The following is a 22,444-nucleotide window of genomic DNA, read 5'->3' as shown; positions in this document are numbered from 1 at the left end:
GCCGGTGCGGCCGGCGGTCAGGGCGTGAGCAGGGTGGCGAGCTGGCGCTTCCAGGTGGTCAACAGGGCGGCTCGACGGGCGGAGTCGTCGCTGAGCAGGTTGGCCACCCCGAGCCCACGGAGCAGATCGAGCGTGGCCTGCACCGCTTCGCGGACACCGGGTCGACGTTCGTCGACACCGAGCAGGGCGACTGTGAGCCGGTGCATCTCCCGCCCGACCGTCGCCTCCAACGGCACCAGGGCGTCCCGCAGTTCCCGATCGGTGCGGGCGGCGACCCAGAGCTCGAGCGCGGCCACGAACAGCGGCCCGGTGAACGCCACGGCGAGCAGGTCGACGACCCGGTCCAACCGCTGCGGGCCAGCCGGCAGCGCCTCGGCCTCGGTGCGCAACTCGTCGGCCCGGCGCTCGGCCAGATGGGCCACCGCGGCCGTCACCAGCGCCGCCTTCGTCGGGTAGTGGTGCAGCTGTGCCCCACGCGAAACACCGGCCCGCGCCGCGACGACTGTGGTGGTGGTGCCGGACCAACCGTGCTCGATCAGGCAGTCGACTGTCGCCTCCAGCAGTCGGGCCTGGGTGGCGCGGCTGCGTTCCTGCTGCGGGACACGCGTCGATGCGGTGGGCACTGAGACAGCCTGCTGCCTACGAAACAAACAGTCAAGACTGACTTTTTCCAAGCCCGCGACGCTCGGGTGGGCTCGCGGTGCGGCGGCGCGAGAGGTTGGCTTGGGTTGCTGGTCTCCCTATGGAGCTGATGTCACAAACGAATCGCCCGTCGATCGCGTCCGTCGATCGCGTCCGTCGACCGCGTCCGTCGACCGCGTCCGTCGACCGCGTCCGTCGATCGCGTCCGTCGATCGCGTGCGGGGATCGGCCTGCCAATCACCTACTGCTGATGCCGCAAACGATTCAGCTCCAAAGGCTCCCTGACCGGTATCCCGCCCGCCGCCCGCCCGCCGCCCGCCGCCCGCCACCCGCTCGCCACCCGCCCACCTCCCGACCGGCGGCCACCTCCCGACCGGCGGCCACCTCCCGACCGGCGGCCACCTCCCGACCGGCGGCCACCTCCCGACCGGCGGCCACCTCCCGACCGGAGGCCGGCTCAGCGGCCGTCGCGGGGGCCGAAGGCGGTCAGCGCGTCGGCGTCGCTGTGCCGGGAGCGCAGGTACTCGTCGGCCCAGGCTGCGGCGTCGGGGAAGGTCGATTCGGCAGCCACCCGAGCGCAGGCGGCGTCCACGTCGAAGGCGGTGCGGCGCAGTTGGACGCCCGGCCCGAGCAGCGCCCACCACGCGCCCGCGCCCCCGTACGGCATGCCGATGCTGCCCGGGTTGACCACCAGACGCCGGTCGACCAGCCGGGTGAACGGCATGTGGGTGTGGCCGCAGACCACCGTGGTGATCTCGGCGGACAGGCCATCGAACACCTCCGCCCAGCGCGCCATCCGGGAGTCGACGAGCACGACCTCCTCGTCATCGCGGGGCGTGGCGTGGCAGAACAGCGTCGGCCCGAGGCCGTCGATCTCCAGCGTCGCCGTCGTCGGCAGCGCGGCGAGCCGGGCGACCTGGTCGTCGCGCAACTGCCCGGCGGCCCAGTTCGACACCTCGATCGACGCCGGGCGGCCGGCCCGGGCCTCGACCAGCTCGCGTTCGCAATTGCCGCCGACCCAGCACACCCGGTCTCCCAGCTCGGCGAGCACGTCGAGCACCTCGACCGGTTGCGGGCCGGCGGCGATGTCCCCGGTGAGCACGATCAGGTCTGCGGCGGCGACGTCCGGCTCGGCCAGTACGGCCTCCAGCGCCGGCAGGACACCATGGATGTCGGAGAGCACCGCAACTCGGTTCATCATGGGCCCCACCCTCACCAGGGGCACCGCCTCCGCACCAGCGATTCTGCGTCAGGCAGACGGCAAACATCCCCGCCCACCGTCGGTGACGGCAGGCGGGGATGTCTGGTGCTGCTCAGACGCGGGCGCGACGGGCCAGGCGCTCCGGGTCCAGGATGATGATGCTCTTGCCGTCCAACCGCAGCCAGCCGCGCGAGGCGAAGTCGGCCAGCGCCTTGTTGACCGTCTCCCGGGAGGCGCCGACGAGCTGGGCGATCTCCTCCTGGGTGAGGTCATGGGTCACCCGCAGAACGCCGCCGTCGCGGGTGCCGAAGCGGCCCGCCATCTGGAGCAGGTTCTTGGCGACCCGGCCCGGCACGTCCGTGAAGATCAGGTCGGCGAGCGAGTCGTTGGTCCGGCGCAGCCGCCGGGCGAGCACCCGGAGCAGCTGCTCGGCGATCTCCGGGCGGTTGTTGAGCCACGGCCGCAGCGCCTGCTTACGCAGCCGCACCAGCCGGGTGTCGGTCACCGCGGTGGCGGTCGCCGTACGCGGACCCGGGTCGAAGAGCGACAGCTCACCGACCATGTCCGACGGCCCCATCACCGCGATGAGGTTTTGCCGGCCGTCCGCTGCGCGGCGACCAACCTTGATCTTCCCGGACAGCAGGATGTAGAGGCTGTCACCGGGCTCGCCCTCATTGAAGACGATCTCGCCCTTGCGGACCTCGATCGTCTCCATCTCCTTGGCAAGCGCCTCGGCAGCTTCCGGGTCAACACCCTGGAAGATCCCGCTGCGGGCCAGTACCTCGTCCATTGCGCACCTCCGGTTGCGCGTGCCGTCCGTCGGCCGGGGCCGCCGTCCGCTGATCCCCTCGCGCGCCGCCAAGTCTAGGCGCACGTGAGCATGAATCAGAGGTCGCCCCTGGAATCGTGATCGCAGGGCGTAACCTGCCCGACGTGCTGAACGAGCCGACTCTGACCAGCCGCGCCGAGGACGGGCGGCACGTCCCGCTGCTCGTCTGGCGCGCGGACGTGCCCCTGCGGGCGGTCAGCAGCGCTCCGCTGGGCGGTGGCATCGGGGTCCGGCGGTGGGTGTTGAACGCGACGGTACCGATGTCGTACGACCGGGAGGACCCGGCGGCGCACCTGGCCTCGCTCGCCGCCGAGCTGGCCCTCGACGGGCCCGGGATCGGTCTGCTGACCGGCGTCGATGTGACCGAGGTGGTGGCGCGAACCGACGCCGGGGTGCGGGCCTGGGCGACCGTCGGGCTCGGCACGCCGGTGCCCGCGGCCGCGCCGACGCCGGCCGCGCTCACCCAACACGTCGGCACAGTCAACATCGTGGTGTACGTGCCGGCCCGGCTCGCCGACTCGGCGCTGGTCAACGCGGTGGCCACCGCTACCGAGGCGAAGACCCAGGCGATCACCGAGCTGGGGGTGCCGGGAACCGGCACGCCCACCGACGCGGTCACAGTGCTCTGCCCGGTGGACGGGCCGGAGGCCGCGTACGGCGGACCGCGCTCCACCTGGGGCGCCCCGCTCGCCCGAGCGGTGCACGCGGCGGTGCTCGCCGGTGGTTCCCGGCCGGTCGTGCCGTGGTCCGACCAGCTCACTGGCGCAAAGTCCACCCGATCGGCTGTCGTTGGCGTGTTTAACGACCGGTAGGGTCGCGGGCGATGTACGCTCCCGCCCCCCTCGCGTCCCGCCCGCGCCGCCGCGTCGCCCTCGGCCTCGCCGCGCTGCTGGCTGCCCTCCTCGTGGCCGGCTGTGCCGACCCCGGTGGTGAGGCACCCGTCTGGCAGCCCGGCGCGGGGGGTGGTGGCACCGGCGCGCCGGTCTCCACCGCCGGCCCGAAGGCCACCGGGTCCGCGTCGTCCGGTCAGGGCGGCGCGATCTCGCTCTCCGCCACCGGCGACATCATCATGGGCAACGCGCCCGCTCGGCTGCCCGCCGCCGGCGGCAAGGGCTTCTTCAACTCGGTCACCGCGGCGCTCAAGGCCGACCTGGTGATGGGCAACTTGGAGGAGCCGCTGACTGTCGACACCGGCACCGGAAAGTGCGGGGCGAACTCCACCCGCTGTTTCCAGTTCCGCGCCCCGCCGGAGTACGCCGCCCACCTGCGCGACGCCGGCTTCGACGTGCTCAACCAGGCCAACAACCACGGCTACGACTACGGGCCCAAGGGCTACGAGAACACCCAGAAGGCGCTGAAGAAGTACGACCTGGAGCACACCGGCGCACCGAACGAGATCACGGTGGTCGACGTCAAGGGCGTCAAGGTCGCCGTCGCCGGGTTCTCGTCGTACGTCTGGTCCAACAGCCTCGTCGACATCGACAAGGCGAAGGCGGTGGTCGCCAAGGCCGCCACCATGGCCGACCTGGTCGTGGTGCAGGTGCACATGGGTGGCGAGGGCGTCGACAAGACCCGGGTGAAGCCGGGCACCGAGATGTTCCTGGGCGAGAACCGGGGCGACCCGGTGAAGTTCTCGCACGCCATGATCGACGCTGGCGCCGATCTGATCGTCGGGCACGGCCCGCACGTGTTGCGCGGGATGGAGTTCTACCAGGGGCGCCTGATCGCCTACAGCCTGGGCAACTTCGCCGGCGGCGGCAACTCGCTGAGCAACGCCGGTCGCCTCGGCTGGGGCGGTGTGCTGAAGGTGTCGCTCAAGCCGGACGGCAGTTGGGCCGGCGGCTCGTTCACCTCCACGTACATGAACTCGGCGGGCAAGCCGACGATGGACCCGGACGATCGGGGCCTGGGCCTGGTCACCGAGTTGAGTCGCGCCGACTTCCCGAAGGGCGGCGCTCGCCTCGACGGGCAGGGGAAGATCTCGGCGCCGACCGCCGGCTGACCCGACGAGAAGCGTCCGGGGTGCGACGTAGGCTGACCGTCGTGACCAGTAGCCCTCCCGGTGCCAGCGAGACCGATCTCGGGCGCAAACGCCGTGCCCGCAAGATCGGCCGGGTGCTGGCCGAGACGCATCCCGACGCGCATTGTGAGCTGGACCACTCCAATGCGCTGGAGTTGGCCGTCGCCACGATCCTGTCCGCGCAGTGCACTGACAAGAAGGTCAACGAGGTCACCCCGAAGCTCTTCGCCCGCTACCCGAGCGCTGCCGCGTACGCCTCCGCGGACCGGGGCGAGATGGAGGAGCTGATCCGGCCCACCGGCTTCTACCGCAACAAGACCGACTCACTGCTCAAGCTCGGTCAGGCCCTCCTCGACCGGTACGACGGCACGGTCCCGGGCCGACTCGTTGACCTGGTGACGCTCCCCGGCATCGGGCGCAAGACCGCCAACGTGATCCTGGGCAACGCCTTCGACGTCCCGGGCATCACAGTCGACACGCACTTCCAGCGGCTGGTGCACCGGTGGCGGCTGACCACCGAGACCGACCCGGTCAAGATCGAGCACGCGATCGGCGCCATGTACGACAAGCGCGACTGGACCATGCTCTCGCACCGGATCATCTTCCACGGGCGACGGGTCTGCCACGCCCGCAAGCCGGCCTGCGGCGCCTGCACGCTCGCGAAGCTCTGCCCTTCGTACGGCACCGGCCCGACCGAGCCGGCGGCCGCCGCCAAGCTGCTCAAGGGCCCTCGGGCGCGTGACCTCGCGGTGGCTGCCGGGGTCGATCCGGAGCTGGTCCCGGCACAGGCGATCACGGCGGAGGTGCCGTGAACCGCCGACGCGTCGCCCTCGCCGTCCTGCCGCTGCTGCTGGCGGTCACGGGTTGCACCAGCGGCGCGGCCGACGACGAGCCAGCCCCCCGGCCGGCCGCTGCTGAGCGTCCGTCCCCGTTCCGGGACTGCGCCGCGCTGAGCACGGCACCCACTGCCGCGGCACAGGGCTCCGGCACGGCGACCCCGGCAACGACGGTCCCGGCGTCGCCCGGCTCAAGCCCGACGGCCCCCGGAACGCCCGCCCCGACGGCCCGCGCCGCTGGCGGGTCGGCGCTGCCGGAGCTGACGCTCTCCTGCTTCACCGGCGGTGCACCGGTGGTGCTGCGGGAGGTGGCCGGGCCGGCGGTGATCAACGTGTGGGCTTCCTGGTGCCCGCCGTGCCGCAAGGAGCTGCCCGCCTTCCAGCGCCTCAGCGAGCGGGCCGCCGGTCAGCTCCAGGTGGTCGGGGTCAACAGTCGGGACAGCCGGGGCGGCGCCCAGTCCATCGGGGAGGACTTCGGCGTCCGGTTCCCGATCCTTGTGGACCAGGGCGAGGCGCTACAGCGCGAGCTGAAACGCAACGCGATTCCGCTGACCCTCTTCGTCGACGCCGACGGTCAGCTCCGGCACATCGACGCCAGCGGCGCTCTCGACGACGCGAAGCTCGCCAAGCTGGTCGGCCAGCACCTCGGCCTGGCGGTGTCGGCGTGACCCGTCGGCCCCCCGACTGGATCGAGCCGTTGCTGACCCGGCTGGGCACCGCCCGCGCCGAGGACTTCACCAGGCTGGTCACGCCCGCCGAGGGCGGTCGGGAGAGCGCCGTACTGGTGCTGCTCGGCGAGCAGCCCGGCGCGGGCCCCGACGTGCTGGTCCTGCAACGCGCCGCGACCCTGCGCAACCACGCCGGCCAGCCCGCCTTTCCCGGTGGTGCGGCCGACCCGGAGGACGCCGACGTCCGCGCCACCGCCCTGCGTGAGGCGAACGAGGAGGTGGGCCTCGACCCGGCCAGCGTGACAGTGCTGGCCGAGCTGCCGAAACTGTGGATCCCGGTCAGCGACTTCGTGGTCACGCCCGTGCTGGCCTGGTGGCACGACCCGCACCCGGTGCACCCACGGGAGCCGGCCGAGGTGGCTCACGTCGCCCGCCTGCCGGTCAGCGAGCTGGTCGATCCGGCCAACCGACTGTTGGTCCGGCATCCGAGCGGCTGGATCGGGCCGGCGTTCTCGGCGCGCGGGATGCTCGTCTGGGGCTTCACCGCCGGGGTGCTCGCCACCCTGCTCGAAATGGGCGGCTGGGCCCGTCCGTGGTCGCGCGGCCGGGTGGTGGAGCTTCCGCCGACCGGTGCCACACCGGCCCCATCCGCCGGCACCGACGAGGCTGACGAGAACGCCCTGCGCTGACCGCACGGTCACCATCCGCAAGCGATGGTCATCCGGTGGGCACACTGCCCGTACGCTTGACCCGTGTCCGTCGTGGATCTCGTCCTGCTGCTGCTCATGCTCGTGTTCGCGATCAGCGGATACCGCCAGGGTTTCGTCATCGGCGTCACGTCGTTGTCCGGCTTCTTCCTGGGTCTGCTGCTGGGTCTCCAGCTCGGGCCGCTGTTCGCCAGACAGTTCGTCGACGCCGGCACCCGTGTGCTGATCTCGCTGGTGGCCATCTTCGGGCTGGCAGTGGTCGGGCAGGCACTCGCCGGTTGGCTCGGCTCGCACCTGCGTAAGACGATCACCAGCGACGTTGGTAAACGGGCCGACGACGTCGGTGGGGCACTCGTCTCGCTGTTCGCGGTGCTCCTGCTCGCCTGGCTGGTCGCCGTGCCGCTCGGCTCGTCCTCGGTGCCCTGGCTCGCCGCCTCGGTCCGCAACAGCGCGTTGATCACGGTGGTCAACCAGGTCCTGCCGGAGCAGGCCCAGCAGCTGTCCACGGCGCTGGAGGACACCGTCGACACCGACGGGTTCCCGGACGTCTTCGGTGACCTCGCGCCCACCCGGGCCCGGCAGGTCGATCCGCCCGACCCGGCTCTGGCCGGCTCGCAGGTGGTGGTCAGCGGTCAGCAGTCGGTGGTGAAGGTGCTCGGCTCCGCGCCCAGCTGCTCACGCCGGATCGAGGGTTCCGGCTTCGTGTACGCGGACGACCGGGTGATGACCAACGCGCACGTGGTGGCCGGCACCCGCTCGGTCGCGGTGGAGCTGGGCGGCGAGCGGTACGACGGCAAGGTGGTGGTCTACGACCCGAACCGGGATCTGGCGGTGCTGCTCGTACCCGGGCTGCCCGGGCCGTCCCTGCGGTTCGCCGCCGGCAACGCGGGCAGCGGCTCCGACGCCATAGTGCTCGGCTTCCCGCTCGACGGTCCGTACAACGCGCAGTCGGCGCGGGTCCGGGACGTCGACCGGATCAAGGGACCGGACATCTACTCGTCCAGTGAGGTGACCCGGGAGATCTACACGATCCGGGCGCTGGTTCGCAGCGGCAACTCGGGCGGTCCGCTACTCTCCGCCAACGGCCTGGTGCTCGGCGTGATCTTCGCGGCGGCGTCCGACGACCCGAACACCGGCTTCGCCGTGACGGCGGCCGAGGCCCGACCGGTGGCGCTGGCCGGTGCCGAACGCAACCGGCAGGTCGCCACCGGTGAGTGCACCTGAGCGTCGCTGCGCGCCCAGCTCAGCCCTGAGCCGGCAGGGGGCGACGCCCGACGGTCGGTAGCTTCGCCCGTCCCCACCGCAGCCCCCGGTCCAGCACGGCACGGGCCATGATCGCGACGCACGTGCCGCCGTTGAGGAATGACGCCACCACGTCGCTCGGGTGGTGCATTCCCCGGTACATCCGGGTCACCGCCACGCCCAGCGGCACCATCAGCAGCAGCGTCCACCAGGCGACCTTCGCGCCGGTACTCCGGGCCCGCAACGCCAGCAGCACGGCGATGCCGACGTAGAGCGCCACCGCCGCCGAGGTGTGCCCGGACGGAAAGCTCGACGTCGGTGGCGAGACGTCCATGTGCTCCACAGCCGGCCGCCGTCTGTCGATAGCCAGCGTGGTCAGCAGGAACACCAGTGCCTGGGCGGTCACCGCCGCGCACAGGAACAACGGCTCGCGCCAGCGCTTCAGCCAGAGCCGCAGCGCCAGCGCCACCAGCACCGTGACCGCGACGACCATCTGGGTGCTGGCCAGCGTGCTGAACACCAGCGAGACGTTGTTCCAGTCGCCGGTGCGGTCGGCGGCCAACTCCCGGTTCACCGCGTCCTCCACGGTGAACGGCCAGGTCCGGGCGAACACCCGGGTGACCAGCACCCCGAGCAGCACCATGAGCCCGAGCAGGAGGGACACTGGCAGCAGCACCCGCCGGACGATCTGGACCACGGTCTCGGACATGAACCGGCCAGTACCCGGCCGGCCGCGTCGTCACTCCTCAGGCTGCCCCCGGATGCCGCTCGACCTCGGGAGCGATGCCGTCGCGGGTCGGTCGGACCGGCCGGAGACCGGTGTGTGCCCGCCAACTGGTGAACGCGGCGGTGGTAGCCGCGACCACCGCCACACCGAGCAGCCATCCACCCACCACGTCACTGGTGAAGTGCACGCCCAACGTCACCCTGCTCAGCCCGGTCACCACAGTGAGCAGGACCGCCGCCACCCAGAGCGCGGCCCGCGCCACACCCCGCCCGGCGTACGGCAGGAGCACCAGCAGCAGCACCCCGGCGGCCAGGGTGGCGTTCAGCGCGTGCCCGGAAGGGAACGAGTAACCGGCGGCCCGAGCCACCGGGTCCAGCAACTCCGGCCGGTCCCGGCCGACCAGCAACTTGAGCAGCGGACCGATCAACCCGCCGACGACCATTGTGGTGGCCGCCCAGAGGGCCAGCCGTCGGGCTCCCCGGCGCAGCAGCAGGACCACCAGGAGCAGGGCGACGGCGCGCAGTGGCATCGGTGCGAACACCTCGGTCCAGACCCGCATCAGCATGACCCAGGCCGGGTGATCCTGGGCGTAGCCGTGCAGCGCGTCGGTGACCGCCGTGTCCAGCCGGTGCAGCGGTGCCCAGGCGCCGAGCACCAGCAGTGTGAGCAGCGCGAACGGCACCAGCACCAGGAACGCCGCCGAGGCGGCGAGAGTGAGCCGCAGACCCAGCGCGTGGTCCGGGTCGAATCGGCGGTGCCGCCAGGACGGCTGGCCGGTGGGGGCGAGGGTGGGCGGCCGGTGCGTACTCATGGGTCCGTTCTACCCGGCCGGGCGGCCGGTCAGGCCTGCCGGCCGGTCACGGTCAACGGGTCCGCTGACGCAGCCGGCGCACCATAAGGGCCGCGCCGGCGACCAGCGCGACGAGGAGCACGACAGTGGTCCACAGCTGCTCCGGCGCGGAGGTGTCCTGACCGCCTGCCGCCCGAGCCGTCCAGCGGCTGTGCTGACCGGATGCGGCGAGACCGAGCGGATCGCTACCGGCGCCGGCCACCGGATCGTCGTCGACCGAGCCGGGCGCCGGACCGAAACCGGTGACTCCCGGCGACGTCTGGTCGTCCAGCGGGTTGGCGGTCACCGACGGCACCTGAGCGGTCAACGCGGCCACCGGGTCGACCACCCCGTACCCGAAGCGGTCGTCCCGCCCGGTCGGGCCCAGGTCCCGGGCGGTGGCCAACAACCGGTTGACCACCTCACCCGCGGGCATCTGCGGATAGCGGGACCGGACCAGCGCGGCGGTCGCCGCCACCAGTGGCGCGGCGAAGCTGGTGCCCTGCACCCGCCAGTACCCGCCGGGAGGCTTGGCGCCGACCAGGCCGCTGGCGGGAGCGGTGAGAACCGTCGCCCGGCCGGTGATCGAGCCGGACCACAGGTTGTCGCTGCTGCGTTCGAGACCGGACACCGCGATCACACCAGGCTCGCGAGCCGGGTACCAGACCTTGGTGCTGGTGGAGGTGGCCAGGTTGCCGGTGCAGGCGATCACGACCACGTCCCGGACGAATGCGTAGTCGAGGGCGGCGGCCAGGGCCGGGCTGTCACCGCTGCCGCCCAGCGACAGGTTGATCACACGGGCGCCGTTGTCGACCGCCCAGCGGACGCCCTGGGCGACGATCAGCGCGTCGTCGTACCGATTCTCCTCGTCCAGCACGCGGACCGGCAGGATCCGGGCGTCCGGTGCGAGGCCGACCACGCCCCGCTTGTCGTCGTTGCGCCCGGCGATCAGGCCGGCGACAGTGGTGCCGTGACCCACCGGGTCCGGGCCCGGCGCACCACCGGGGCCGACCAGGTCCTTGCCGGGCAGCACCTGGCCAACAAGGTCGGGGTGGTTGCCGTCCACGCCGGAGTCGACCACCGCCACAGTCACTCCCCGGCCGGTCGAGCTGCGCCACGCCGTCTCGGCCTGCAACTCGTCGAGCTGCCACTGCTCGTCGCGGACCTGGTCGGTGCGGGCGACGGCGTCACCGGGGGCGAACGCCATCGGCGCGCCGGCGAGCTGTCCACCGTTGGTGGGCGCGGCGACCGGCACGGCTGCCGCGGTCGGGGCCACGACAGCAAGCGCCGCTGCCACGCCGAGCAGCGCCCGGCCGGTCGCTCGTCGGGCCGCTGACGGACCGCTGTACCGCACCCCAGTCACATACCCAGCCATTCATCCCGACGGAACCATGACGATCGGAGATTACCGGTTTCCCCACCCGTCACGGGAAGAACCGGCGAGTCAGGTCATTGCGGCGGCAGTTGTGCCAGCTGAACAAGGCGTACGCCCTCCCGCCGGGTGACCAACCGACCACGCCCCGGCGGCAGCGGTCCGGGTCGCACCGGCCCGACGAGTGCGCCCTCCTCGGGGCTGCCCGCCATCACCAGACCGGCCGTGGACAGCTCCCGCAGGCGCTGCACGATCGGCTCGTACTGGGCCCGGCTCGCCCCACCGGAACGGCGGGCCAGCACCAGGTGCAGCCCGATGTCCCGGGCGTGCGGCAGGTGCTCCTCCAACGCGCGCAACGGGTTCGCCGGCCCGGCCGCCACCAGGTCGTAGTCGTCCACCAGCACGAACAGCTCCGGCCCGGACCACCAGGACCGGTCCCGCAGCTGCTGCGGGGTGACCTCCGGCCCGGGAGCCCGCCGCTCCAGGTAACCGGCGGCCGACTCGACCAGGTCGGCGGTGTGTGCCGCCGCGGTGCCGTACCCGATCAGGTGCGGCGTCTCGATGGCACCGAGCAGGCTGCGCCGGTAGTCGACGAGGATCACCCGGGCCTGCTCGGGAGTGAACCGGGTGACGATCGACGTGGCCAGCGCGCGCAGGAACGACGACTTGCCGCACTCCGAGTCGCCGAAGACCACGAAGTGCGGCTCGGTGGCGAAGTCGAGCAACACCGGGCGCAGGTCCGCCTCCGCGATCCCGATCGGCAGCCGCAGCCCGGTCGTCGAGGCGAGGTCCAGGTCCGCGTACGGCAGCACCGGCGGGAGCAGCCGCACCCGGGGCGCCGGGGCACCCGCCCACCCATCGGCGGCCCTCTTGACCAGATCGGCTGTGTCTCCACCTGCGGTTCCGAGCTGGGGCAGCGCGGTGAGGAAGTGCAGGCCCTCCGCGGTCACGCCTCGGCCGGAGCGCTCCGGCACGTTGGCTGCCGCACGCCGGGCCACCAACGAGTCGGCCGGGTCACCGAGGCGCAACTCCAGCCGGGAGCCGAACAGGTCCCGGATCGCGGGGCGGAAATCCAGCCAGCGCAGCCCGGTGGCGACCACGTGCAGCCCGTACGACAGGCCCCGGGTGGCCAGGTCGGTGACGAGTGGCTCCAGGTCGTCGTACTCGCCGCGGATGGTGGTCCACCCGTCGATCACCAGGAACACGTCGCCGTACGGGTCGGTGCCCGGCTGGCCCACCGTCCCCGCTGCCGCTCGACGCTGCCGGTACGCGGCCATCGACTCCACGCCCAGCTCGGCGAAGCGGCGTTCCCGGTCGACCAGCAGGGTGGTCATCTCGCCGACTGTGCGTCGTACGGCGGTCGGGTCGGCGCGGCCGGTCACCCCGCCGACGTGCGGAAGGTCGCGCAGCGCGGCCAACCCGCCGCCGCCGAAGTCGAGGCAGTAGACCTGCACCTCGGCCGGTGTGTGGGTGAGCGCCAGCGCGCAGATCAGCGTGCGCAGGGCTGTGGACTTGCCGCTCTGCGGCGCACCGACCACAGCGACGTGCCCGGCAGCGCCGTCCAGTGCCAGCCAGAGCAGGTCCCGGCGCTGCTCCAGTGGTCTGTCCACCACCGCCACCGGTACGCCTAGTGCCCCGTGCAGCTCCGGGTTGCCGACTGTCAGCCCGCGTTTCGGGTGCGCCTCGACCGGACCGAGCAGCTCGTCCAGGGCCGGCGGCTGGCCGAGCGGCGGGAGCCAGACCTGGTGCGCCGGCGGGCCCTGCCCGACGAGCCGGTCCACCAGCAGGTCGAGCAGCGTCCTGGTGCCCTCCTCCTCCGCCACCACGGGCACCACCGGGGCCGCCGGCTCGGGCACCGGTACGACGTGGGTGGTGAAGGTCAGCAGCCGCGCGCCGCCCTCGGCGTTGACGCCGCCCGGCGCGGCCCGACGGCGGACGGCCCCGGAGACGTACGCGGCCTTGAACCGGGCCAGCGGGTCGGTGCCGGCACGCAGGTAGCCGTGGCCCGGTGAGCGGGGCAGCTCGTGCGCGTCCGCCACGCCGAGCACCGTCCGGGACTCCAGCGCCGAGAAGGTGCGCAACCCGATCCGGTACGAGAGGTGGGTGTCCAACCCGCGGAGCCGGCCCTCCTCCAGGCGCTGGCTGGCGAGCAGCAGGTGCACGCCGAGGGACCGGCCCAGCCGGCCGATCTGCACGAACAGGTCGATGAAGTCGGGCTTGGCGGAGAGCAGCTCCGAGAATTCGTCGCAGATCAGCAGCAACGACGGCAGCGGGGCGAGAGGGCTGCCGGCCGCCCTGGCCCGCTCGTAGTCACGCACGCTGGCGAAGTTTCCGGCCCGCCGCAGCAACTCCTGGCGGCGGACCAACTCCCCGTTGATCGCGTCCACCATGCGATCGACCAGGGGCAACGCGTCGGCCAGGTTGGTGATCACGGCTGCGGTGTGCGGCAGCCTGTCGAACGAGGTGAAGGTGGCGCCACCCTTGAAGTCGACGAGCACGAAGTTGAGCTGCTCGGAGCTGTGCGTGGCGGCGAGCCCCAGCACCAGCGTGCGGAGCAGCTCGGACTTGCCGGAGCCGGTCGCCCCGATGAGCAGGCCGTGCGGGCCCATGCCGTCCTGGGCGGACTCCTTGAGGTCCAGCTCGATGGCGCCGCCGTCCGTGCCCACCCCGATCGGCACCCGCAACCGGTCCCGTGCCGAGCGCGGCAACCAGCCCTGTTCCGCGGTGAAGCTCTCCGGGTCACCGAGACCGAGCAGCTCGGGGAGGCCCAGGTCGGCCTGGAACGGGGCGTCCGGCCCTCTGGCCGCGCCGGCGAGCCGCAGCGGCGCCAACCGTCGGGCGACCGCCTCGGCGTCGGCCAGCTCCACCTGGTCGGCGGTGCCCACCTCGGCGTGCCCGTCGGACGACAGCGAGTGCAGCCGCCGGCCGTGCAGCTCCAGCAGCAGCGCGTACCGGTCCAGCAGTCGGGGCGGCGGGGTGTCCAGGTCCAGCACTGTGACCGCGTCGATGCCGCCGTCGCCGGTCAGGTCACTGGCACCGGTCAGGTCGCCGCCGTCGAGGACCACCACCACGTGCGGGCCGTCGGTGGCCGGGCCGGCCGGGCTGAACCGGGACCGGGTGGCCAACACGTCTACCAGCAGCGACTCCAACTCGGCGGCCGAGCTGGTGACCAGGCGTACCGGGCCGAGCGCGTCGGTGCGGCCGGGGTGGTGGGCGTGCGGGAGCCACTTCACCCACTCCCAGCGGGCGCGGCGCTCCGGCCCGGCGCAGACCGCGACGAGCAGCTCGTCGGGGGCGTGGAAGACCGCCAGCTGGGTCAGCACGGCCCGGACCAGCGCCTGCGCCGCCGGGTCGCCGGTCGGTGGCCCGCCGGTGGTCGGGGTGGTCGCCCGGCCGCGGCCGGCGGATCGTACGTGCACCCGGGCGAAGCTGCGCAGCGACAGCGCCACCGGCAGGTCCGGCACCACGGAGTACGCGTCCAGGAAGCGGCGTAGCGCACCGGCGGTCATCGGCTCAAGTTCCTCCAGCGGCCGGGTGACCGGTGGGACCAGTGGGGTGGCCAGTGTCTGCGGCCCGACGGCGACCCGCACCACAGCGAAATCGGGGTCGGCGGGGCGCCGCTCCCAGACCCGGTGACTGTCCACTGTCGACCAGAGCCGGCCCGGATCCGGGTGCCGGTAGTAGAGCCCGGCCCGTTGCTGGCCCGCGGTCCGTCGGACCCGCCGCCGGAGCGTGGCCAGGTGGCGTAGGTACTCCCTGCGGGCGGCCATCATCTCGGACTTCTTCGGTGTGCCGGACGCGCTGCCCCAGGAGGTCACGAGCATCGCCAACGAGGAGAGCCCGAACATGCCGCCCACCACGTACGAGTAGGCCCCGCCGCCCCGGCCGAACATCATCGCCATCGCGACAGTGCCGCCGAGCATGGGCAGCAGCATGAGCATCTGCTGCCACCGCCCGCCGGTCACCACGGGGATCTCCGGCGGCGCGTCGACCGACAGCTCACCGGCGGGAATCTCCGGCGCTGGTCGGCGCGGCGGCCGCTTGATGACGACTGTGGACACTCGGCCTCCTGACAGCGCTGGGTAACCCGAGCCTGGCTCATGGTAGGTAAAGTCCACTCGTCCGCGCAGCCTCCGATCCCAGTCGATATGGAGACCAGTCGATGACTACCGGGCTGGCACGCGTCACCATCAGCGCGCCGCAACGACGGGTGGACGTCGCCCTGCCGGAGCAGGTGCCACTGGCTGAGCTGCTGCCCGACGTGCTCCGGCACGCCGGTGTCGGGCTCGCCGACGACGGCGAGCAGCACGGCGGTTGGGTGCTTCGCCGCACCGACGGGGCGTTGCTGGTGACCGCACAGGCGCTGCTGCCGCAGGGTGTCCGCGACGGTGAGGTGCTGCACCTGGTGCCGGCCCGCGCGCACTGGCCCGAGTTGGAGTACGACGACGTCATCGAGGCGATAGCCGACGGTGCTCGCCGCCGCGGCGGCGCCTGGTCGCCCACCGCCACCCGGGCAGCAGGTCTGGCCGGTGCCTCCGTTCCGCTCGCGGTCGGCCTGCTCGCGCTGCTCGCCGGCGGCCCGACGCACCGAGCCGGTTGGCTGGCGGCCGTCACTGTGGCACTGGTGCTCACGGTGGCCGGCACTGTCGCCTCCCGCGCCAACGGCGACGGCGCCGCCGGGGCGACGCTCGGCGGCTACGCGCTGCCCTACGCGTTCACTGCCGGTGCCCTGGCCGTCGGCTCCGGCGACCCGGTCGGGCCGATCGGCCCGGCCCGCTGGGTGGGCGCTCCCGAACTGCTGGCCGGCTCGGTAGCGCTGCTGCTGGCGGCGTTGATCGGTCTCCTCGGGGTGGCCAGTCGACTGCGGGTCTTCGTGGCCGGTGTCACTGTCGGCCTGATCGGCGCGGCGGCCGGGCTCGGTGGGCTGCTGATGACCACGGCCGGTACGGCGGCGGTTCTGCTCAGCGCACTGGTCTTCGCCGTCGGCGTGATCCCGCTGCTGGCCATCCGGCTGGGCAAGCTGCCCCTGCCGCCGATCACCCTGCCGGCCGCCACCTCCGCGGAGGAGCCGGAGCGGGTGCGGGACCTGCCGGACCAGGGCCGGGTGCACGCTGCGGTGATCCGCACCGAGGAGACGCTCACCGGGATGCTGATCGGCCACGCGCTGCTGGTGGTGGCCACGGCGGGCGTACTCGTGATCGCCGGTGGCACCGCCGGTCGGGTGCTGGTGGCGGTCACCTCGGCCGTGCTGCTGCTGCGGTCGCGGCTGTTCGTGGCGCTGCGACACCGGGTGCCGACGGTGCTCGCCGGGCTGGCCGGCTACGCGGCGCTGGGTGCCGTGCTGGTCGGTCGGACCGACGAGACCGGGCGGTTGGTGCTGGTCCTCGGCGGGGCGGCGCTGGCCCTGGTGGCGGTCGCCAGCGGCGCCGGGTACGCCCGCCGGCCGGTCTCGCCGTACCTCGGGAGGGTCGCGGACCTCACCGACACGGCCCTGGTGGTCGCCGTGGTGCCGATCGCCTGCGCGGTGCTCGACCTCTACGAACGGGCCCGAGGGTTGCTCGGATGAGCGACCCTCGGGCCCGGTGCGTCAGCAGTCGTCAGTGGGCGGACTCGCCGCGCGCCTCGGCGTCGCGGGCCCGCTTGTAGGAGGCGTGGATCTCGGCCTCGGCCTCGGTGCGGCCGACCCAGGTCGCGCCCTCCACCGACTTGCCGGGCTCCAGGTCCTTGTAGACCTCGAAGAAGTGCTGGATCTCCAGGCGGTCGAACTCGCCCAGGTGGTGGATGTCGCGCAGGTGCTCCTGGCGGGGGTCCTCGTAGGGCACGCAGAGGACCTTGTCGTCCCCGCCCTTCTCGTCGGTCATCCGGAACATGCCGATGGTGCGGCAGCGGATCAGACAGCCCGGGAAGGTCGGCTCGGGGACCAGCACGAGGGCGTCCAGCGGGTCGCCGTCCTCGCCCAGAGTGCCCTCGATGAACCCGTAGTCGGCCGGGTACTGGGTGGAGGTGAAGAGGGTGCGGTCCAACCGGATCCGGCCGGTCTTGTGGTCCACCTCGTACTTGTTCCGGTGACCTTTGGGGATCTCAACCGTCACGTCGAAATCCATCTGCACGCTCCCTCGTCTGCCCACGCTGGCTAACGGAACCACTGGCGGCCCCTCCGGACAGGTGAATGCCCACCCGCCGACTCCGGCCGCCGCATAGTCTTCGGACCGAAGTAGTGTCACCCAAGCCGATTTTCGCTGGGGGAGGAGGGGGTCGTGGGGAGGGAAGATTCACACTACCGCCCGGACGGGGGCTCCGCGCACGGTACCGGACGATCCGGCTCCGGCAGTGCCAAGGGGCGGGTCCCGGTGCCGGAGGCGCACCTGCCACGGGCTCCCGAAGCACCGACCCCGGCACCGGAGACGGTGCCCGAGCGGCCCCCGCCGCTGCCCTGGCGCCCGCCGGTCGGCCCGGCGTCGCCCGCTCCGAACGCGGGTCACTTCCCGGTGGCCGGCGGTGAGCAACCGGTGAGCGGCCCGCCACGCGGCAGTGCCACGGTCCCGGTCAGCCCTGCCCCGGTCAGCCCGTCGTTCGGTCCCGGGCCGACCGCCCCCGGCCCGGGCGGGGTCCCCCCGGTGGGCCCGCCGATCTCCGCGTTGCCGGCACCCGCCGACGCCGCGCCCTTACCCGCCGCGCCGCGCCGCCGGAGGCGGCTGCCGGTGGTGCTGGCCGCCGTGCTCCTGCTGGTGCTCGCCGGCGTCGGAGTCGTGATCACCCGTCCCGGCCCGGTCGCCGGGTGGTTGGGTGACGACGCCGGGTCCGGGCCGAACGCGGTCGGCGTGACTCCGGAACCTGCCCCGTCGGACGTGCTGGGCGGCCCGGATTCCAACGCCCCGCTGCCCACCCCGGACGGGGTTCGTGCCGTGCTCGATCCACTGGTCGGCGTCGCCGCCCTGGGTGACCGGGTGAACGTCTCGGTCGCCGACGTGATCACCGGTCAGACGCTGTTCGCCAAGGGGGCGGACGACGGCACGGTGCCCGCCTCGGTGACGAAGCTGGCCACCGCTGTGACAGTGCTGGCGGCCCGGGGGCCCGGCTACCGGATTCCCACCCGTGCGGTGGCCGGCGCGAAGGCCGGCGAGGTGGTGATCGTCGGGGGCGGCGACCCGACCCTCGCGATCAACAAGAAGGGTTACTACCCGGGCGCGGCGCGCCTCGACGATCTGGCCGCCCAGGTGCGTACCGCGCTCGGCGGCACGGCCCCGACCAGCGTCACCGTCGACGGTTCGGTCTACTCCGGCCCGGTCTACGGCCCTGGCTGGGACGACGACATCCCCACCGGCGGTTCGGGCGGCGCGGTGACCGCGTTGATGACCGACGGCGCGCGTACCGACCCGGGCGTCGAGCACGGGTCCGCCCCGCGGTTCGCCGAGCCGGACCTGGCCGCAGGCAAGGCGTTCGCCCGGTTGCTCGGGGTGCCGACCGACTCGGTGAAGCGGGGCGCGGCCCCGCCTCAGGCGGCGGCCGGTGCCAGCCCGGTACCCGGTACCGAACTGGGCGTGGTGCAGTCCCCGCCGATGATCCGGCTGGTCGACGTCATGATCAGTGAGAGCGACAACCTGGTGGCCGAGGCGCTCGCCCGGCAGGTCGCGTTGGCCCGCGGTCAACCCGCCTCGTTCGACGGCGGCGCCGCCGCCATGGACGCCGAGGTGGCGGAGCTGGGCCTGCCGGCCGACGAGATCAGCGTCTCCGACGGCAGCGGCCTGTCCCGGCTCAACCGGATCAGCCCGTCGCTGCTGACCGATCTGATCCGCTTGGCCGCCAGTCCGGACCACCCGGAGCTGGCCGGTGTCTTCGGTGGTCTGCCGGTGGGCGGTTGGTCCGGCACCCTGAACGAGCGCTACCGCTCCGCTGCGGGCACCGCCGCGGGCGCGGGCAGCGTCCGGGCCAAGACCGGCACCCTGACCGGCGTGCACTCCGTCGCGGGCCTGGTCACCACCGCCGATGGTCGGCTGTTGACCTTCGCGGTGCTCACCGACAAGGTGCCGGGGGACCGGGACACCGCCCAGCCGGCCCTGGACCGGATCGCCGCTGCGCTGGCCGGTTGCGGCTGCGGCTGACCGTCGTCGGTTCGGGAGTGACGCTGTCGCCATCGGCATCGATCGAGGGCGCGAGCCAGGGCCGGGGTGTCGCGGCGCGGGTACGGTGGGTTCATGGCGCAGTTCGTGGACTGGGATCTGGCCGCCGCCACCGCGGGGGCGTTGAGCAAGTCTGGCCCCCGCGTGTCGTACGCGGAAGCCACCGACGTGGTCGGCGACCTGCGCCGGCTGACCGACGAGGCGGCCGGGCACGTGGCCGACTACACGGGGTTGCGGGCGCAGGTGTCGCATCCGCCGGTCCGGGTGGTCGATCGCCGCGACTGGGCCGCTACCAACATCGCCGGTCTCCGCGAGGTGATCACTCCGCTGGTGAGTCGGCTCTCCGGCGACAAGCAACCGGGCGCGTTGACCGAGGCGATCGGGTCCCGGCTCACCGGGGTGCAGGCCGGGACGGTGCTGGCCTACCTCTCCGGCCGGGTGCTCGGCCAGTACGAGGTCTTCTCGGCTGACCCGGGCCAGTTGCTGCTGGTCGCACCGAACATCGTCGAGGTGGAGCGCAAGCTCGGCGCCGACCCCCGGGACTTCCGGCTCTGGGTGTGTCTGCACGAGGTCACCCACCGCACCCAGTTCACGGCCGTGCCGTGGATGCGTGCCTACTTCCTCAGCGAGGTGCAGGCGTTCGTCGACGCCTCGTCCAGCGGAAGTGAGCACCTCATCGAGCGGTTGCGGCGCGGGGTGGCCACGTTGTCCGACGCGGTCCGTGATCCGGAGAGCCGCACCAGCGTGCTGGACATCGTGCAGACCCCGGCGCAGCGGGCCGTACTGGACCGGCTCACCGCGTTGATGACCCTGCTGGAGGGGCACGCCGAGTTCGTGATGGACGGCGTCGGCCCGCAGGTGATCCCGAGCGTGGAGCGGATCCGGGCGTCGTTCAACCGACGCCGGGAGGCGGGCAACCCACTGGAGAAGGCGATCCGCCGGCTGCTCGGTGTGGACGTCAAGATGCGCCAGTACGCCGAGGGGCGCAAGTTCGTGCACGGGGTGGTGGAACGCGTCGGCATGGACGGGTTCAACTCGATCTTCAACTCACCGCTGACCCTGCCTCGACTGTCGGAGTTGGGTGACCCGGACGCCTGGGTGGCCCGGGTGCACGGCCCGGCCGGCACCATCCCGGCCGCTGGCTGACCACCCGCCGGTGGCCGCGCTCGCTCCGCCGGTGGCCGCGATCCGGGTGGCGGTACGCCGCGCCCTGACCGGTCTGCCGTCCGGCGGCCCGGTGCTGGTCGCCTGCTCCGGTGGCGCCGACTCGCTCGCGCTCGCGGCGGCCACCGTCTTCGTGGCGCCGCGGCTGGGCCGCGCCGCGACGCTCGTCACCGTCGACCACGGCTTGCAGGACGGCTCAGCGGAGCGCGCCGAAGCGGTGGCCACCTGGGGACGAGGGGTCGGGTTCGCGTCGGCGACGGTGGTCCGGGTGGAAGTGGCCGGGCGTCCGGGCGGGCCGGAGGCGGCTGCCCGCGAGGCCCGCTACCAGGCGCTGACCGAGGCGGCGCGGCAGCAGAACGCCGTCGCGGTGCTCACCGGGCACACCCGCGACGACCAGGCGGAGACGGTGCTGCTCGCGCTCGCCCGGGGCGCCGGCCCACGAGGGCTGGCCGGGATGCCCGCCCGGCGCGACCTGGGCGGTGTGCCGCTGCTGCGTCCGCTGCTGGAGATCGGTCGGGAGCAGACGCGCGCCGCCTGCGCCGTCCTCGGCCTGAGCCCGTGGCAGGACCCGCACAACAGCGACCCGTCGTACGCCCGGTCGAGGGTGCGGAGCGACCTGCTGCCGGCGCTGGTGCGGGCGCTCGGGCCGGGTGTGGTGGACAACCTGGCGCGTACCGCCCGGCTGGTGGCCGCCGACAACGCCGCGCTCGACGAGTTGGCGGGGACGGCGTTGGCGGCGGCCCGGTGCCCCGACGGAGGGCTGTCAGTACCGGCGCTGCTCGGCCTGGTACCCGCCGTACGCGGCCGGGTGCTGCACTCCTGGGCTCGCGAGTTGGGCGCGCTGCCCGGTGCCCTGTCGCACCGGCACGTCGCCGCTCTGGACGCCCTGGTGACCGATTGGCACGGTCAGGGCCCGGTCGACCTGCCCGGCGGTGTCCGGGTGCTCCGCCGTGACGGGCGGCTGGCATCGGTGCGCCCGGCCTGACCTGCCCGGCGTCCTTTGCTCTGCTTCAATCCGCGCAACACCGCGGGCCGTCGGGTGTTTCCTGGAGTGGAGCAGGGCAAATGCCGTCCGTGCTGCTCGGCCGGCCGGTCTCAGCCGCTGTGCGCCCGGTCCCGGAAGGTGGTCCGGTAGCTGTGCGGGGTGGCACCGACCCGGCGACTGAAGTGGTGGCGCAACGCTGCCGCGTCGCCGAAGCCGGACTGGTCGGCGACCGCCTCCACGCTCAACGGGGTCTCCTCCAGCAGCCGCCGGGCGAGCAGCACCCGCTGGTTGGTGAGCCAGTCGTGCGGGGTGGTGCCGGTCTCGGCGCGGAACCGGCGGGCGAACGTGCGAGGTGCCATGCCGGCGCGGGCGGCCAACTCCTCCACTGTGATCGTCCGGTCCAGGTGACCCATCAGCCACTCCAGCACCGGTTCGAGGGTGGGTGCCTCGGGCGCCTTCGGGATGGGCGCCTCGATGTACTGGGACTGACCGCCGTCGCGGTGCGGCGGGACCACCATCCGCCGGGCCAGCCGGGTCGCGGTGGCCGAGCCGTGCTCCTGGCGGATCAGGTGCAGGCACGCGTCGATGCCGGCCGCCGTGCCGGCGCTGGTGAGCAACCGACCGTCCTGGACGTAGAGCGAGTTGCACAGCACCCGGGCGCGCGGGTGCCGGCGTTGCAACTCGTCCACGTACCGCCAGTGGGTGGTGCACTCGCGGTCGTCGAGCAGCCCGGCCTCGCCGAGCAGGAAGGCTCCGGAGCAGACGCTGAACAGGTGCGCTCCGCGGGCGTCGGCCCGGCGGAGCGCGTCGAGCACCGGGCCGGGGACTGTGGTGCCCTGGCTGTGCGCGGGGATGGCCACCAGGTCGGCCTCGTCGACCGGGCCGAGGTCGGCGTGCGGGGTGAGGTGGAAGCCGGACGAGGTACGCACGGGAGCGCCGTCCGGGCTGCACACCTGGAAGCGGTAGGCGGGGAAACCGTCGGCTGTCCGGTCGGTGCCGAACACCTCGGCGAGCACGCCGAGCTCGAAGGGAGCGACCTGGTCGAGGGCGAGGACGGCAACGGACCGCAGCATGTGACGAGGGTAACCCGACAGGTGGCAGT

19 protein-coding genes are annotated in these 22,444 nt (G+C 73.1%); 10 read left to right on the top strand and 9 right to left on the bottom strand.

The window, feature by feature from the left end:
• Window positions 1-17: 17 nt before the first annotated feature.
• The 3 genes from AB0B94_RS25070 to AB0B94_RS25060 all read right to left on the bottom strand — a co-directional run bounded on the left by AB0B94_RS25070 (window position 18) and on the right by AB0B94_RS25060 (window position 2,633).
• On the bottom strand, window positions 18-623 hold the full coding sequence (locus tag AB0B94_RS25070; RefSeq protein WP_091403316.1) for a TetR/AcrR family transcriptional regulator: 606 nt from the start codon (window positions 621-623) through the stop codon (window positions 18-20).
• A gap of 476 nt (window positions 624-1,099) precedes the next feature.
• Window positions 1,100-1,843, bottom strand: coding sequence for a metallophosphoesterase family protein (locus AB0B94_RS25065; RefSeq protein ID WP_357284979.1), 744 nt, complete (start codon window positions 1,841-1,843; stop codon window positions 1,100-1,102).
• Window positions 1,844-1,955: 112 nt separating this feature from the next.
• Window positions 1,956-2,633 carry a Crp/Fnr family transcriptional regulator gene (locus AB0B94_RS25060; protein ID WP_007466162.1) on the bottom strand — a complete coding sequence of 226 codons (678 nt, stop codon included), beginning with the start codon at window positions 2,631-2,633 and terminating at the stop codon, window positions 1,956-1,958.
• A gap of 143 nt (window positions 2,634-2,776) precedes the next feature.
• On the opposite strand from AB0B94_RS25060, the gene AB0B94_RS25055 reads away from it, so the two are divergent.
• From AB0B94_RS25055 to AB0B94_RS25030, 6 genes are all read left to right on the top strand, one after another.
• Complete coding sequence (locus AB0B94_RS25055; protein ID WP_357284975.1) at window positions 2,777-3,484, top strand: adenosylcobinamide amidohydrolase; 708 nt, start codon at window positions 2,777-2,779, stop codon at window positions 3,482-3,484.
• A gap of 11 nt (window positions 3,485-3,495) precedes the next feature.
• Window positions 3,496-4,674: a CapA family protein gene (locus AB0B94_RS25050; protein ID WP_357284971.1), complete on the top strand. Its 1,179-nt coding sequence runs from the start codon at window positions 3,496-3,498 to the stop codon at window positions 4,672-4,674.
• Window positions 4,675-4,715: 41 nt separating this feature from the next.
• Window positions 4,716-5,504 (top strand): endonuclease III, encoded by a 789-nt coding sequence (gene nth, locus AB0B94_RS25045; protein ID WP_357284968.1) that lies wholly within the window; start codon window positions 4,716-4,718, stop codon window positions 5,502-5,504.
• Window positions 5,501-6,196, top strand: a complete 696-nt coding sequence (locus AB0B94_RS25040; RefSeq protein WP_357284963.1) for a redoxin family protein — start codon at window positions 5,501-5,503, stop codon at window positions 6,194-6,196. The genes nth and AB0B94_RS25040 overlap by 4 nt, the downstream gene beginning before the upstream one ends.
• Window positions 6,193-6,885, top strand: a complete 693-nt coding sequence (locus tag AB0B94_RS25035) for a CoA pyrophosphatase (RefSeq protein WP_357284959.1) — start codon at window positions 6,193-6,195, stop codon at window positions 6,883-6,885. The genes AB0B94_RS25040 and AB0B94_RS25035 overlap by 4 nt, the downstream gene beginning before the upstream one ends.
• Window positions 6,886-6,948: 63 nt before the next feature.
• Window positions 6,949-8,127 (top strand): MarP family serine protease, encoded by a 1,179-nt coding sequence (locus AB0B94_RS25030; RefSeq protein ID WP_091403296.1) that lies wholly within the window; start codon window positions 6,949-6,951, stop codon window positions 8,125-8,127.
• 19 nt (window positions 8,128-8,146) lie between these two features.
• Here AB0B94_RS25030 and AB0B94_RS25025 read toward each other — a convergent pair whose 3' ends face one another.
• The 4 genes from AB0B94_RS25025 to eccCa form a co-directional block, all read right to left on the bottom strand.
• Window positions 8,147-8,854, bottom strand: coding sequence for a phosphatase PAP2 family protein (locus AB0B94_RS25025; RefSeq protein ID WP_357284953.1), 708 nt, complete (start codon window positions 8,852-8,854; stop codon window positions 8,147-8,149).
• 37 nt (window positions 8,855-8,891) lie between these two features.
• Window positions 8,892-9,683 carry a phosphatase PAP2 family protein gene (locus tag AB0B94_RS25020; protein WP_357284949.1) on the bottom strand — a complete coding sequence of 264 codons (792 nt, stop codon included), beginning with the start codon at window positions 9,681-9,683 and terminating at the stop codon, window positions 8,892-8,894.
• Window positions 9,684-9,735: 52 nt separating this feature from the next.
• Entirely contained in the window at window positions 9,736-11,076 is a 1,341-nt protein-coding gene (gene mycP, locus AB0B94_RS25015) for a type VII secretion-associated serine protease mycosin (protein WP_357284946.1), read from the bottom strand.
• Window positions 11,077-11,150: 74 nt separating this feature from the next.
• The gene (eccCa, locus tag AB0B94_RS25010; protein WP_357284943.1) at window positions 11,151-15,134 is read right to left on the bottom strand and encodes a type VII secretion protein EccCa; all 3,984 of its coding nucleotides are present in this window, start codon (window positions 15,132-15,134) and stop codon (window positions 11,151-11,153) included.
• A 101-nt stretch (window positions 15,135-15,235) separates the two neighbouring features.
• Between eccCa and eccD the strand changes: the two genes are divergently transcribed.
• Window positions 15,236-16,639 (top strand): type VII secretion integral membrane protein EccD, encoded by a 1,404-nt coding sequence (gene eccD, locus AB0B94_RS25005; RefSeq protein WP_357284938.1) that lies wholly within the window; start codon window positions 15,236-15,238, stop codon window positions 16,637-16,639.
• A 31-nt stretch (window positions 16,640-16,670) separates the two neighbouring features.
• Here eccD and AB0B94_RS25000 read toward each other — a convergent pair whose 3' ends face one another.
• Entirely contained in the window at window positions 16,671-17,177 is a 507-nt protein-coding gene (locus tag AB0B94_RS25000; protein ID WP_196920121.1) for an inorganic diphosphatase, read from the bottom strand.
• Between the two features lie 534 nt (window positions 17,178-17,711).
• Between AB0B94_RS25000 and dacB the strand changes: the two genes are divergently transcribed.
• From dacB to tilS, 3 genes are all read left to right on the top strand, one after another.
• Complete coding sequence (gene dacB / locus AB0B94_RS24995; protein WP_357285262.1) at window positions 17,712-19,175, top strand: D-alanyl-D-alanine carboxypeptidase/D-alanyl-D-alanine-endopeptidase; 1,464 nt, start codon at window positions 17,712-17,714, stop codon at window positions 19,173-19,175.
• 93 nt (window positions 19,176-19,268) lie between these two features.
• Window positions 19,269-20,339 (top strand): zinc-dependent metalloprotease, encoded by a 1,071-nt coding sequence (locus tag AB0B94_RS24990; RefSeq protein ID WP_357284934.1) that lies wholly within the window; start codon window positions 19,269-19,271, stop codon window positions 20,337-20,339.
• 10 nt (window positions 20,340-20,349) lie between these two features.
• Complete coding sequence (gene tilS / locus AB0B94_RS24985) at window positions 20,350-21,342, top strand: tRNA lysidine(34) synthetase TilS (RefSeq protein WP_357284931.1); 993 nt, start codon at window positions 20,350-20,352, stop codon at window positions 21,340-21,342.
• 110 nt (window positions 21,343-21,452) lie between these two features.
• On the opposite strand, the gene AB0B94_RS24980 is transcribed toward tilS, so the two are convergent.
• Window positions 21,453-22,415: a helix-turn-helix domain-containing protein gene (locus AB0B94_RS24980; RefSeq protein WP_238667230.1), complete on the bottom strand. Its 963-nt coding sequence runs from the start codon at window positions 22,413-22,415 to the stop codon at window positions 21,453-21,455.
• Window positions 22,416-22,444: the final 29 nt, after the last annotated feature.

It is taken from the genome of Micromonospora sp. NPDC048986, assembly GCF_040649335.1.
Taxonomy (GTDB): Bacteria; Actinomycetota; Actinomycetes; order Mycobacteriales; family Micromonosporaceae; genus Micromonospora; species Micromonospora alfalfae.
The sequence above is the reverse complement of the archived record's forward strand: the minus strand, read 5'-3'. Positions and strand labels throughout refer to the sequence as shown.

Excerpts from the sequence above, each read along its gene's own strand:
- AB0B94_RS25065 (WP_357284979.1), bottom strand. The coding sequence starts at position 1,843 with ATGATGAACCGAGTTGCGGTGCTCTCCGACATCCATGGTGTCCTGCCG.
- AB0B94_RS25060 (WP_007466162.1), bottom strand. The coding sequence starts at position 2,633 with ATGGACGAGGTACTGGCCCGCAGCGGGATCTTCCAGGGTGTTGACCCG.
- AB0B94_RS25050 (WP_357284971.1), top strand. The coding sequence starts at position 3,496 with ATGTACGCTCCCGCCCCCCTCGCGTCCCGCCCGCGCCGCCGCGTCGCC.
- AB0B94_RS25025 (WP_357284953.1), bottom strand. The coding sequence starts at position 8,854 with ATGTCCGAGACCGTGGTCCAGATCGTCCGGCGGGTGCTGCTGCCAGTG.
- AB0B94_RS25020 (WP_357284949.1), bottom strand. The coding sequence starts at position 9,683 with ATGAGTACGCACCGGCCGCCCACCCTCGCCCCCACCGGCCAGCCGTCC.
- mycP (WP_357284946.1), bottom strand. The coding sequence starts at position 11,076 with ATGGCTGGGTATGTGACTGGGGTGCGGTACAGCGGTCCGTCAGCGGCC.
- eccD (WP_357284938.1), top strand. The coding sequence starts at position 15,236 with ATGACTACCGGGCTGGCACGCGTCACCATCAGCGCGCCGCAACGACGG.
- AB0B94_RS25000 (WP_196920121.1), bottom strand. The coding sequence starts at position 17,177 with ATGGATTTCGACGTGACGGTTGAGATCCCCAAAGGTCACCGGAACAAG.
- AB0B94_RS24990 (WP_357284934.1), top strand. The coding sequence starts at position 19,269 with ATGGCGCAGTTCGTGGACTGGGATCTGGCCGCCGCCACCGCGGGGGCG.
- AB0B94_RS24980 (WP_238667230.1), bottom strand. The coding sequence starts at position 22,415 with ATGCTGCGGTCCGTTGCCGTCCTCGCCCTCGACCAGGTCGCTCCCTTC.